The organism is Microbacterium sp. 1262 (assembly GCF_040544895.1).
GTDB lineage: Bacteria > Actinomycetota > Actinomycetes > Actinomycetales > Microbacteriaceae > Microbacterium > Microbacterium plantarum.
Genome location: NZ_JBEPKU010000001.1, coordinates 2,606,823 through 2,618,556, shown reverse-complemented (window position 1 = coordinate 2,618,556; position 11,734 = coordinate 2,606,823). Strand labels below are relative to the sequence as shown.

Here is an 11,734-nt window from a genome sequence, read left to right as displayed (position 1 = left end):
GGTCGCATGAACTGGGCGAGACGCGTGCCGACCGATAACGATCGTTTCTGGGACGGTCGAGTCGTGCGCCGCGGAAGCCTGCCGAAACTCAGGGCCGTATCGAAACCCGGTTACGGGACAAACGGTTTCGGCAGGGGGTTTTGACGTGCCTTAGGGGCGGCGGCGCTCGATGAGTATCGTGTCGCGCCAGTTGCCAGCCCAGGGGCCGTAGGTCATGTACGCGATGCGTTCGCGGTGGCCGATGCGGCGGAAGCCGGCACGCTCGTGAAGGGCCAGGCTGGCGGTGTTTTCGGGGAAGATGCTTGCTTGCACCGTCCAGATGTCAGCGGCGTCAGCTGCGCGCAGGAAGGAGGTGAGAAGTGCCGTGCCGACGCCGCGCCCGTGGGCGCGATCGGCAACATAGACGGAGTGTTCTACGACTCCGCGGTAGACCTCGCGTGCAGAGACGCGGGATGCGGCAACCCATCCGAGGACTGAGCCGGCGGGATCGGTGGCGACGAGTCGGCCAACCTGGAGCTTTCCTTGGTCGAAGTCGGCCCAGGATGGAGGCTCGCTTTCGAACGTCGCGTTTCCGGCGGCGATGCCTTCACGGTAGATCGTTTCGACCTCGAGCCAGTCCCTCTCGGTCAGGGCCCGTACGGCGATGTCGCTCATGCGCGGAGGGCGCGGGATGCGGCGTCGAGAGCGTCGGTGATGACGCGGTAGTAGGCCCATCGGCCGCGCTGCTCGCGGGTAACGAGACCGGCGTCGACGAGCTGCTTCATGTGGTGTGACACGGTCGGCTGCGATAGGCCTACGGGCTCGGTTAGATCGCAGACGCACGCCTCCCCGTCCGCGGATGCGGCGATCAAGGACAGCAGGCGTACGCGGGTGGGGTCGCCGAGTGCTTTGAATGTTCGAGCGGTGCGCTCAGCGTCTTCAAGCGAAATCACCGCCCCGGTCACAGGAGCGCAGCACGATTCGCTTTCCGCGGGAGGAAGGAGCGGGAGCTGTGCAGTCATACTGCGATCCTCTCACGTCGTATTGACAGTCGTCGATGTATCGATGATGCTCTACCCATCGATGTTCGTCAATGGATGAGTGAGGTTGCTGTGGAAGACGTCTTGCCGGTGGCTGTGATCGGCGCGGGTCCTCAGGGTCTTGCCGCGGCCGCGCATTTGCTTGAGCGAAGTGTGCCCGTTGTGGTGCTTGAGGCTGGCAGTTCTCCTGCGGCTGCGGTTGCGGAATGGGGGCACGTGCGGCTGTTCTCCGAGTGGCCTGAGCTGATCGACGCGGCGGGCGCTCGTCTCCTGGACGGCTCGGGGTGGCAGGCTCCGACGACGGGGTACCCCACTGGGGCGCAGTGGATTGAGAGGTACCTCGCGCCCCTGGCTGCCGCCCTGGGTGATCGCGTTCGCTTTGGTGCCCGGGTGATGGGAGTTTCGCGGCTCGGCCGGGACCGACTTGTTGATGCTGGCCGCGGGGATCAGCCGTTTACCGTTCACGTCTCGCCTGCTCAGGGGGAGGAGTATCGGCTGCAAGCCCGAGCTGTGATTGACGCATCCGGCACCTGGTCGACCCCCAACCCGGCGGGAGCTGACGGGCTCCCCGCTATCGGTGAGGCGGCGTCCGCGGACCTGCTCTCGTACCGCATCCCCGACTTTCGTGACCGTGCTGGTTTCGCCGGCAAGCACACCGTTGTCATCGGTTCGGGACACTCGGCCGTGACGGCCGTGCTGGCCCTTGCCCGCATGGCTCGCCGGGACCCCTCGACGACGGTGACCTGGGCGCTACGCCGAGCCACCGCTGGGAACACCTTTGGCGGGGGCGACGCTGACGAGCTGCCCGCACGCGGCGCGCTGGGGATCAAGGCGAAAGAGCACGTCGATGCCGGCCTGGTATCCCTCGTCACCGGGTTCCGGGTCGAACGCGTGACCCGTGACGGTGAGCGCCCCGTCCTAGTCGCGGAGGACGGTCGCACTCTCACGGCCGACCGGGTGGTGGTGCTCACTGGCTTCCGCCCCGACCTGTCGTTCCTCTCCGAGCTGCGGTTGGAGCTGGACCCGACGTTGCAGGCGCCGGTTCGGATCGCCGCGGAGGTGGATCCGAACGTGCACTCCTGCGGGTCCGTCGCCGCGACCGGCGCCGGCGACCTCGCCCAGCCCGAACCTGACTTCTACCTCGTCGGGGCGAAGTCCTACGGCCGTGCGCCGACATTCCTCGCGCTCACCGGGTACGAGCAAGTCCGCAGCGTTGCAGCTGAAATCGCGGGCGACCGCGAAGCCGCCCGCCGCGTCGAGCTCGTCCTCCCGGACACTGGTGTTTGCGGCGGCGCAGGGCTGTTCGATGCATCCGGGGCGTCGCTAGGCGGGGCGTGCTGCGCGCCTCCGGTATTGCAGATCGGACGGGCGCCGGCATCGGTATGAGAACGCAGAGGGGGCAGGCCGGCGGCCTGCCCCCTCACTGTCAGCTCAGCGGGTAAGGAGAGTCGCCTGGATCTTGTTGGACACCGCTTCGCGCAACGGACGGACCGCGTCGGCATCCCAGGACTCAGGGTTGGGGAAGGACCATTCCAGAACCTCCCCGCGCGGAGCGCTGGGCAGCGCCAACCCGGGCTTCATGAGAACCACGACATCGGCAGCCTCCAAGTCAGCAGGCGTCACCGCGCGGGGCACGCGCCCCGTAATGTCCATTCCCAGCTCGGCAACGGTCGCGGCGATGGCAGGGTTCACCGTCTCGGCCGGGGCGAGACCGGCGGACGCTGCGGTGAAGCGGCCCCCTGCAAGGTGCTCGAGGAGAGCGGCGCCGAGCTGAGAGCGGCCGGCGTTGTGCTGACAGATGAACAGGACGGTCGGTTTCATGCGGCTCTCCTCGGTACGTTGCGGTGTCGATGATCAGGATTGCGTCTTGCATAGGCACCTGTCAATATAGATATATGTCGATTCAAGAGGTTGAGCTGGTCATCGTCGGGTCGGGCCCCTCGGGCTACACGGCGGCGGTGTACGCGGCGCGGGCCGGGCTCGCCCCCGTTGTCATCGCCGGTTCTGTCACTGCGGGCGGTGCGCTTATGACGACTACGGAGGTGGAGAACTTCCCCGGGTTCGTCGATGGCATCCAGGGACCGGAGCTGATGGACACGATGCGCCGGCAGGCCGAACGCTTCGGCGCCCGCATCCTCCTCGACGACGCGATCCGCGTCGATCTCGAATCCGACACGAAAGTCATCGAGACCGGCGCCGGGGAGACGTTCCACGCCCGCGCGGTGATCCTCACCATGGGGTCGGCGTACCGGAAGCTCGGGCTTCCCGACGAGGAGCGCCTGTCGGGTCATGGCGTGTCGTGGTGTGCGACGTGCGATGGGTTTTTCTTCCGGGGCCTGGACATCGTCGTGGTCGGTGGCGGTGATTCGGCCATGGAGGAGGCACTGTTCTTGACCCGGTTCGCTCGGAAAGTGACCGTCGTGCACCGCCGCAGCTCGTTCCGAGCGTCGAAGATCATGGCGCAGCGGGTGCTGGAGCACCCGAAGATCGACGTCGCGTGGAACAGCGAGATCACTGCGTTGCAGGGGGAAGAGAAGGTGCACGGAGTTCGCCTGCGGGACACCGTTACCGGTGCTGAGCGTGACCTCCCCGTGACGGGCGTGTTCGTTGCTATCGGTCACGACCCTCGCTCCGAACTCGTCACCGGCCAGGTCACCACCGATGCCGATGGTTACGTGCTGGTGGACCACCCCTCCACGCGCACCTCGCTCACCGGGGTCTTCGCCGCCGGCGACCTCGTCGACCACACCTACCGGCAGGCGATCACCGCTGCCGGGACCGGATGCGCGGCAGCACAGGACGCGCAGCACTACCTCGCCACGCTCGATGTTCCCGCCCTGGCGGAGGCTTTCGCGTGAGCAACGCAGCACCCGCTACTCGCCGCCTCTCGACCCTCGACCGGTGGCTACCGCTGTGGATCGGCTTGGCGATGGGTGGCGGCATCCTCCTGGGCCGGTTCATCCCGGGGCTGTCCGAACTGCTGTCACACCTTGAGGTCGGTGGGATCTCGATTCCGATCGCGCTCGGGTTGCTGGTCATGATGTACCCGGTGCTCGCGAAGGTCCGATACGACAAGGTCGCCGCCGTGACCGGCGACAAGAAGCTCCTCGTTTCGTCGCTGGCGCTGAACTGGATCGCGGGCCCTGCATTGATGTTCGCCCTGGCGTGGGTGTTCCTGCCGGACCTGCCCGAGTACCGGACGGGACTGATCATCGTCGGCCTCGCACGCTGCATCGCCATGGTCGTGATCTGGAACGACCTCGCTTGCGGTGACCGGGAAGCTGCGGCCGTGCTTGTTGCGATCAACTCGGTGTTCCAGGTCATCGCGTTCTCGATCCTCGGCTGGTTCTACCTCACCGTCCTCCCCGGCTGGCTCGGCCTCGACAGCCAAGGCCTGGACGTGTCCGTGTGGCAGATCGCGCTCAACGTGCTGATCTTCCTGGGCGTGCCACTGGTCGCCGGGTTCGCGTCCCGTCTTATCGGGGAACGCCGCAAGGGCCGCGCCTGGTATGAGGGCTCGTTCCTGCCCAAGATCGGACCGTGGGCGCTGTACGGGCTGCTGTTCACGATCGTGCTGCTGTTCGCCCTCCAGGGGGAACAGGTCACCTCACGGCCGCTCGATGTCGTGCGGATCGCGGTCCCGCTGCTGGTGTACTTCGCCATCATGTGGTTCGCCGGCCTCATCACCGGTAAGACCCTCGGCCTGGGCTACGCCCGCTCGTCGACGCTCGCGTTCACCGCGGCCGGCAACAATTTCGAACTCGCCATCGCCGTCGCGATCGGCACGTTCGGCGCCACGTCCGGGCACGCCCTCGCCGGTGTCGTGGGGCCACTGATCGAGGTCCCCGTGCTCGTCGGCCTGGTCTACGTCTCACTGTGGGCCGCGCGGGCATGGTTCCACACCGACCCCTACGCGATTCCCGAACCTGCCCTGGAAAGGACTCGATGATGAGCGCTCCCGCCACTACCGCAGAAGACACCTGCGCGCCGTCCCCCACGCACGCGATCGGGGACGACGCGGCCACCGCGATCGCCACCACGCTGAAAGCACTATCCGATCCGCTGCGGTTGCGGATGCTGTCCGCGATTGCCACCGACGCGCGCGGTGAATCGTGCGTGTGCGACCTCGCGGAACTGGCCGAGGTGTCCCAGCCCACCGTGTCGCACCACCTCAAGGTGCTCCGCGACACCGGCGTGCTCACCTCCGAGCGGCGTGGCACGTGGGTCTGGTATCGGATCGCCCCGCCCCTTCGCCCGGCGGTGACGACGCTGCTGGACTCGTTCGCGCCCGCCGCCGTGGCCCCCGTCCGCGCTGAGCACGCGGGGCTCGAGAACGTCGACGACGCTCTCGCCCACCTGGCCGAAGCGCTCGGTCAGGACTACCCGCAGCTCGACGGCAGCCTGGTGGCGACGATCGTCCGCGAGTCGTACACGGCCTTGGCCAAAAGCGCTCGGGTGAAGAACCACCTGTTGTCGCTCACCGACCGGTTCGCGCACCAACGGCTCACCGACATCACCCGTGACCGCACGCAGGGACAGCCGCAGGTGCTGTTCGTCTGTGTCGCGAACGCAGGTAGATCGCAGCTCGCCGCGGCGCTGGTGAATCAGCGCTCGGGCGGCGCCGTTGTGGCGCGCTCGGCCGGATCGACCCCGGCCGCTGAGATCCACCCCCATGTGCAGCCCCTCATCGACGAGCTGACCCTCGGCGACGACGAACCGCGGTTCCCGAAACCGCTGACCGATGACGCAGTGCGCGCAGCTGACGTCGTCATCACCATGGGTTGCGGTGACGTCTGCCCCATCATCCCCGGCGTCCGCTACGAGGACTGGACCGTCGGTGACCCCGCCCTCGCCTCCGCAGAAGGCGTCGCCGCGATCCGCGACGACATCGCCCGCCGCGTCGACGCCCTCCTTGCCACACTCACCCCCGCCCGCTGACCGGAGCCACCATGACCGACACCAAGCCCTCCGTCCTCTTCGTCTGCGTCCACAACGCCGGCCGCTCCCAAATGGCCGCGGGATTCCTGCGCGACATCGCCGGCGACCGCATCGAGGTCCGCTCCGCGGGGTCGATGCCCGCCGACCAGATCAACCCCACCGCTGTTCAGGCGATGGCCGAGTTCGGCATCGACATCACCGCTGAGCAGCCCAAGGTGCTCACGACCGAGGCCGTGCAGGCCTCCGACGTCGTCATCACCATGGGCTGCGGAGACGCGTGCCCCTTCTTCCCCGGCAAGCGTTACGAGGACTGGAAGCTGGACGACCCCGCCGGGCAGGGTATCGACGCGGTGCGCCCCATCCGCGACGACATCCGTGAACGGATCCAGCAGCTCGTCAGCGAGCTCGTCTGAGACGTCTCAGCTACGTTTAGAGAAGGGCCGGAGCGCTCACCCGGCGATCACCGCTGATCTAAGCCGCGGTTCCGGCACGCAGAAGCGGACCTCACCGCGGTCGGTCAACCAAACGCGCCCTTCATCGCGAGATCGGTGAGCGCTGATACGGCCGCGCTCGTCGCACTCGAGACAGCGGCGATGCCGAGTTTGTCCGCGACCTCGCGGAGTTTGCCTGCGCGCTTGACGACCTCGCCCGTTTCGGGATCAGGCTTCGAGACCACCTCATTGAGCTCGGTGACAGCCGCTTCAACCTCTGTCGTGTCGGCATCGGTGGCTTGGGCGGCCGCTCTCACGGCGTCGAGAAGTGGGAGGACATCGCTGACGCGCAGACCCGTAGAAGCCGTTGCTCCGGCACCGATGGCAGTCGGGCCGGACGGATGCACGACCGTGGTCGTGTAGACGTCGCCGAGATGACCGATGCGTTGCTGCATGGCGGCGTCGACATCTTCGCGTCGAGGCAGCTCCGTCAGCGGTGTGGTCACGGTCAGATCAGCGATCACGTCGATCAGCTTCGTACGGATTTGCCCGAGGAGACCCGAGATAGACGTCCCCGAGAGGATGTAGGACATGTTCACAATGGACTGAAACGGTCCCAGTTCCCGGTCCCACACGCTCTGCGCAGCCGCCAGCCCAGGCGGCTTGAAGCGCAGCGACTTCTCCTGTGCTTGACGTTCAAGCTCTTCGATCGGCTGGGTCAGATACAGCAACTCGGGCACGTAGCCCTGGGCCGCTTTGGGCAGCTGCCAGCGTGTGACGATCTGTCCCTTTGTCCACGTGTTCCCGCTGATCGAGTCGACCGTGATGGGGACGCCCGGCAGCTTGCGATAATCGGGAATCGTCGATTCGTCCGTGTAGCCGTTGAGCTCCAGACGAGCCCAATCGCGTAGCGCGCTCGATCCGGTCTCGGCGCCGAGCAGCAGACACTTCCGTAGCAGCCCGGCAAGAGGCTCGGTCTCGTCGAGGGCGCGGTCCCGAAGTGATCGCAGCAGCGAGTCGGTCATGTCGGAATCGTAGGTGGAACCTATGACATCGCGGACCCACCGGCTTGCGAGCGGTGCGAAACCGATCGTTTCCGGCGCGTGAGCGCCGTGCGGTCCTCACCGATCACCGATAACGTGGGCCGCAACTCGGTTCCGGCAGGGGTTTTCCGTCTCTTAGGCTGTTCGGATGGACGCGGACTGGATCGAGCATCGACGTTCCGATGACGGCGAACTCCTGGGATGGATGAAACCGACCGGTGAAGATTTCGTTGCCATCGATCTGCTTGGTCGTAATCGCACTGAGGCGGTGGACTGGTTGACCGCAGAGGAGACGCTCGACGCGTTGGGGCTGACGTACTTGGCCGACCCTCATGAGCTCCGGTTGATCGACGGGTCATGGCTGAAGGTGCGCATCGCGGAACTCTCGCCGCGAGGTATACGACTGCAGAAAGACGACTGGGGGAACACCTCGGCTACCGAGCTGTACTACTCGACGCCGTTCCCCGTCGATCACAACATCCTCCGACCGATCTCCTAACGCGCCGGCCATGCGGCCGTGTTCTGCACGTCTACGGACAGCACGCCACACTGCCAACTACCGTTTCAGGCGGAACCACTGGTCGAGGATCAGTCCGCGGGGAGCCAATCGACGACGCGATCGTTGAACCAATCCGGGCGTTGTAACGGGACGCCGTGTCCGCATTCGTCGACGACCAGAAGTTCACCGCTGGGAAGGGCTTCGTGGATGGAGTCGGCTGAGTCGCGCATCAGGCGTCGTTCTCGCCCGCCCACCATGACGAGAGTTTGCCCGCGGAACGCCGACCATGCGTCGGGCAGCGTAAACCTCATGTTGGCGCCGACAGCGCCGACGAGTGTCTCTTTCGTGATTCCCGCGCTGGTGCTGATGTATTCCTCCATCAGATGAGGGGGGTATGAAGAGTTCCCGAGCTTGCAACTTAGCGAACCATCGCTTGCGAGCAAGCGGTGCGCTGACGCCGAGCGCGGCAAGCGTGAGGTCGGTGAACGGCATGGGCTTTGCTTGAGCACTGACGATGACCGCCTGACTGACGAGTTCAGGGTGCCCTGAGGCCAGTTGTATGGCGAGCTGAGCCCCGAGGGAGAACCCGATGACGGTCGTGGGGCGACCGGGGACAGTAGTCGCGAGCAGCTCTGCGATCGCGGTAATGGTGTTCGCGTGAGATACGTAAGGTTCAGCGGCTGACCGTCCGTGCCCCGGTAGGTCGGGAACAAGGACCGCGTAGCTCGGTGCAAGCCGCTCCCGCAAGGAGTCCCACATCCAGCCGGCAACCCCACCGCCGTGGAGAAGAAGCACAGGCGACGCGGTGTCAGGGCCAGATGAGGAGAGAAACATGATGCTCTCACCCTGTCAGAGCCTCCGAGCGTATTTGTGACTTTCGGCCGCCTGCCTGCCGTAAACGATCGTTTACGGCACCTCGGCGGATGGCGCTGCGGGAGCCTGCCGAAACCTAGGACCGTGTCGAAACCTGGTTTTGGGAGAAACGGTTTCGGTACGGGGTTTCGGTCGCCTTCAACTCAGTGAAGCCGGCAGGTCGAACCGTGCGAAGAGATCGGGGTCGATGAACGAGGTGATGCCTGTGATCGCCTCATACTGGGTATCGACCAGCGTCAAGGACCATGCCTCGTGCGGCGCGGCATGGTGCGCTCCGATGTAGAAGGCGACCACGGCCTGCCCGTTGGCGGTTATCACGCGGGTGCGCCAGCTTGGGCACAGCGTCATCGGGACGGCATGTGCGAAGGCTGCGACAGAATCCGCGCCGGCGTACCACTCCGTGAGTGGTGGCATCTGCCAGGTCACGTCGGGAGCCAGAAGGTCGACGAACGTCCGTAGGTCGGAGTTGGCGAGTGCCTCTGCGAACCGATGAGCCAGGGAAAGCGTCGATTGCGACGGACGAGGCTGTGTCGGATTCGCCGGGGAGGCGCTGCGTTCCCCCAGAGTTCGCCTCCCGCGAGCGAGAGCCGAATGTATCGAGGTCGTGTTGGTCCCCATTGCTGAGGCCGCGTCGAAGGCCGAAAAGCCGAGGACGTCCACGAGGAGAAGCGCGGCCCGCTCGTTGCCGCTCAGGAGTTGCAACGTCGCGACGAAGGCGAGTTCTAAGTGTTCGGTGCGCTGCGCCAAGTCTGCCGGATCGGGGTACGGCGTCAGCCACTCGATTTCGGTGTCCGGTGTCGAGTCGGTGGCGGGTTCGGTGGCGGCAGGGCCAAGGTCGATCGGGAGCGCTCGTCGTCCCCGTGCTTTGGCGGTATCCAGGCATGTCCGAGTGGCCACCGTGTAGAGCCACGTTCGGACCGAGCTGCGTCCCTCAAACCGGTCGAACGCCGCCCAGGCACGCAAGAGAGCGTCTTGCAGAGCATCATCGGCGTCGTGCACCGACCCAAGCATGCGATAGCAGTGAGCGTGCAGGCCCTGCCGCAGTGGTGCTACCGCCCGCTCGAATCGTTCACGAGAGTTCTCGTTGGCGCTCTCGCGCTCTACGACGGGTATGTCCGAGAAGTTCTGCGCCATGCGACGATTCTGCCCGCGCCGCGCAGTCTCACCTATCGACAGCGTTCCGACGACCGAGGAGATCCCATGCCGTTTGACCCCATCACGCTCGATCACACTTTCACCGCCCCGATCGGCGTAAACGTGAAGGGCGAGGTCTGGGCCTGCGTCGAGATGCCCGACTCTGCCGATTTCTTCGGCACGGGCCGCTCCGTTCGGGTAGACCTTACAGTTGACGACCTGCCGCTGAAAGACGTCGGGATGATGGTCACCGGGACGGGCGGCCACATGGTGTCGCTGAACGCTGCGTTCCGCCGCAAGCTGGGCAAGGACGTGGGAGACACCGTCACCGTCCACATCGAGCGTCGAGTCAAGTGATGAGGGCCTCCGCGCTCTGGTCGCTGATCCACGCCGAGCGGCAGCGTCTACATGACCAGACTCAATCCCTCACCGCCGAGCAATGGCGATCTCCCGCGCTCGTTGGCTCTTGGACTCTCGAGCAGACCATCGCACATCTGACGGCTGGAGCAGAACAGAGCATCCCAGCCTGGCTGCGCAGCGTGTTCTCCGCGCGCTTTGACTTTGAGCTCCATAAGGAACGGGGAGTAGTCACCAGGATGGGGGCTTCGCCGGCTGAGACATTGGCCAGGTATGAACGAGCGATCCGCAACAAGCGACGCGCGGCCGGTCCGCTCATGGCGGGATTGGGTGAAGTCCTGATCCACGGCGAAGAGATCCGTCGGCCTGTCGGTATCCGAGACGGTGTACCCGTTCAAACGGCGGCCGCCACTTTGCAATGGTTCGCGCGTCACGATTTCACGGAGTACTCGCGCTCACGAGCGCAAGGCCTCCGGTTGGTCGCCAACGACGCGGCGACCGAGATCGGCCAAGGTGCGGAGGTGCGCGGTCGGGCGCTGTCGCTCCTTGTCGCGCTTTCTGGCCGGCCGGTCATCCCGGGTGAACTGCACGGGCCCGGAGCGGCTGTCCTGATCAAGCGTGGCGGGGCGGAGTGGAAGCCGCAACGCGAACCTGCTCGCCGTTTGTAGAGGTCCACAATCGGCCGAAACTGATCGTTTCTGGTGGGCTCGTCGGCGTCGATGAGCAGCTGCGCGACACGCCGAGGATCGATCCGCCAAAACCCCCTGCCGAAACCGTTTCGCGCCGGAACCCTGGCGGTACCGTTTTCGGCATGGCACATGAAGTCGGGTACGCCCGGGTCTCGAAGCGGGAGCAGAACCCGGATGCTCAGTCCGCCGAGCTCCGCGCCGCCGGCTGCGAACGTGTCTTCGTCGACCATGGCGAATCGAGCCGCGTCACCGATCGGCCGCAGTGGCTGGCATGTCTCGACTACCTGAGGCCGGGGGACACCCTCAAGGTCCGCCGGCTCGATCGTCTCGCCGGCAGTGAGCGCATCCTGATTGAGACGCTGCAGGATCTCGACGCGCGCCAGGTGAACATCGTGAGTCTCACCGAGCCGATGATCGACACGACGTCGCCTATGGGTCGTGCGCTGTTCGGGATCGTGGCCGTGTTCGCGCAGCTGCGCGTGGACACGATCCGGGACAACACTCAGCGAGGTCTCGAGTACGCCCGCAGCCAGGGACGTGTCGGCGGCCGCCCGAGCGTGATGACTCCAGAGCGAATCGCGGCGGCTCGACAGTTACGCGCCGAGCATCACAGCTGGGAGAGTATCGGACGGGTCCTCGGGGTAGGGTCGTCGAGCGTTCGACGCGCTCTATCTCCCCGCGACTGAGCAAGCGTGAGTGCCGCCTGCAGACTTCCCAGCGCTAGCGGTCGCGGGCACCCGTGACCGCCTGG

The 11,734-nt window shown here is 65.9% G+C and carries 15 protein-coding genes; 9 read left to right on the top strand and 6 right to left on the bottom strand.

Going from position 1 to position 11,734, the window contains the following annotated elements; all coding sequences use genetic code 11:
* Nucleotides 1-150: 150 nt before the first annotated feature.
* Nucleotides 151-654 carry a GNAT family N-acetyltransferase gene (locus ABIC53_RS12480; protein ID WP_282501767.1) on the bottom strand — a complete coding sequence of 168 codons (504 nt, stop codon included), beginning with the start codon at nt 652-654 and terminating at the stop codon, nt 151-153.
* Complete coding sequence (locus ABIC53_RS12475; RefSeq protein ID WP_282501768.1) at nt 651-1,001, bottom strand: ArsR/SmtB family transcription factor; 351 nt, start codon at nt 999-1,001, stop codon at nt 651-653. The genes ABIC53_RS12480 and ABIC53_RS12475 overlap by 4 nt, the downstream gene beginning before the upstream one ends.
* A gap of 90 nt (nt 1,002-1,091) precedes the next feature.
* On the opposite strand from ABIC53_RS12475, the gene ABIC53_RS12470 reads away from it, so the two are divergent.
* Complete coding sequence (locus tag ABIC53_RS12470; protein WP_354452218.1) at nt 1,092-2,405, top strand: FAD-dependent oxidoreductase; 1,314 nt, start codon at nt 1,092-1,094, stop codon at nt 2,403-2,405.
* Nucleotides 2,406-2,450: 45 nt separating this feature from the next.
* Here ABIC53_RS12470 and ABIC53_RS12465 read toward each other — a convergent pair whose 3' ends face one another.
* Nucleotides 2,451-2,840 carry an arsenate-mycothiol transferase ArsC gene (locus tag ABIC53_RS12465; protein ID WP_282501769.1) on the bottom strand — a complete coding sequence of 130 codons (390 nt, stop codon included), beginning with the start codon at nt 2,838-2,840 and terminating at the stop codon, nt 2,451-2,453.
* Between the two features lie 74 nt (nt 2,841-2,914).
* Between ABIC53_RS12465 and trxB the strand changes: the two genes are divergently transcribed.
* Genes trxB through ABIC53_RS12445 form a run of 4 tightly spaced genes read left to right on the top strand, consistent with a single transcriptional unit; the run spans nt 2,915 to nt 6,370 of the window.
* Complete coding sequence (gene trxB, locus ABIC53_RS12460; protein WP_282502613.1) at nt 2,915-3,877, top strand: thioredoxin-disulfide reductase; 963 nt, start codon at nt 2,915-2,917, stop codon at nt 3,875-3,877.
* Nucleotides 3,874-4,968: an ACR3 family arsenite efflux transporter gene (gene arsB, locus ABIC53_RS12455; protein ID WP_282501770.1), complete on the top strand. Its 1,095-nt coding sequence runs from the start codon at nt 3,874-3,876 to the stop codon at nt 4,966-4,968. The genes trxB and arsB overlap by 4 nt, the downstream gene beginning before the upstream one ends.
* Complete coding sequence (locus ABIC53_RS12450; protein WP_407667121.1) at nt 4,965-5,957, top strand: metalloregulator ArsR/SmtB family transcription factor; 993 nt, start codon at nt 4,965-4,967, stop codon at nt 5,955-5,957. Before arsB ends, ABIC53_RS12450 begins: the two co-directional genes overlap by 4 nt.
* 11 nt (nt 5,958-5,968) lie before the next feature.
* On the top strand, nt 5,969-6,370 hold the full coding sequence (locus ABIC53_RS12445) for an arsenate reductase ArsC (protein ID WP_282501772.1): 402 nt from the start codon (nt 5,969-5,971) through the stop codon (nt 6,368-6,370).
* A gap of 104 nt (nt 6,371-6,474) precedes the next feature.
* Here the strand turns inward: ABIC53_RS12445 and ABIC53_RS12440 are convergent, their stop codons facing one another.
* A complete protein-coding gene (locus ABIC53_RS12440) occupies nt 6,475-7,413 on the bottom strand; it encodes an AbiTii domain-containing protein (protein ID WP_282501773.1) in 939 nt (312 codons plus the stop codon).
* A 166-nt stretch (nt 7,414-7,579) separates the two neighbouring features.
* On the opposite strand from ABIC53_RS12440, the gene ABIC53_RS12435 reads away from it, so the two are divergent.
* Entirely contained in the window at nt 7,580-7,930 is a 351-nt protein-coding gene (locus ABIC53_RS12435; RefSeq protein ID WP_282501774.1) for a hypothetical protein, read from the top strand.
* Nucleotides 7,931-8,113: 183 nt separating this feature from the next.
* Here the strand turns inward: ABIC53_RS12435 and ABIC53_RS12430 are convergent, their stop codons facing one another.
* Nucleotides 8,114-8,689 carry an alpha/beta fold hydrolase gene (locus ABIC53_RS12430; RefSeq protein ID WP_354452216.1) on the bottom strand — a complete coding sequence of 192 codons (576 nt, stop codon included), beginning with the start codon at nt 8,687-8,689 and terminating at the stop codon, nt 8,114-8,116.
* A 252-nt stretch (nt 8,690-8,941) separates the two neighbouring features.
* Nucleotides 8,942-9,937, bottom strand: a complete 996-nt coding sequence (locus ABIC53_RS12425) for an RNA polymerase subunit sigma-70 (RefSeq protein WP_323986950.1) — start codon at nt 9,935-9,937, stop codon at nt 8,942-8,944.
* Between the two features lie 66 nt (nt 9,938-10,003).
* Between ABIC53_RS12425 and ABIC53_RS12420 the strand changes: the two genes are divergently transcribed.
* The 3 genes from ABIC53_RS12420 to ABIC53_RS12410 are packed head-to-tail and all read left to right on the top strand — an operon-like array spanning nt 10,004 to nt 11,669.
* Entirely contained in the window at nt 10,004-10,294 is a 291-nt protein-coding gene (locus ABIC53_RS12420) for a DUF1905 domain-containing protein (RefSeq protein WP_282502683.1), read from the top strand.
* Nucleotides 10,294-10,962, top strand: a complete 669-nt coding sequence (locus ABIC53_RS12415; protein WP_282502684.1) for a maleylpyruvate isomerase family mycothiol-dependent enzyme — start codon at nt 10,294-10,296, stop codon at nt 10,960-10,962. Before ABIC53_RS12420 ends, ABIC53_RS12415 begins: the two co-directional genes overlap by 1 nt.
* Nucleotides 10,926-11,669, top strand: coding sequence for a recombinase family protein (locus ABIC53_RS12410; protein WP_323986951.1), 744 nt, complete (start codon nt 10,926-10,928; stop codon nt 11,667-11,669). The genes ABIC53_RS12415 and ABIC53_RS12410 overlap by 37 nt, the downstream gene beginning before the upstream one ends.
* Nucleotides 11,670-11,734: the final 65 nt, after the last annotated feature.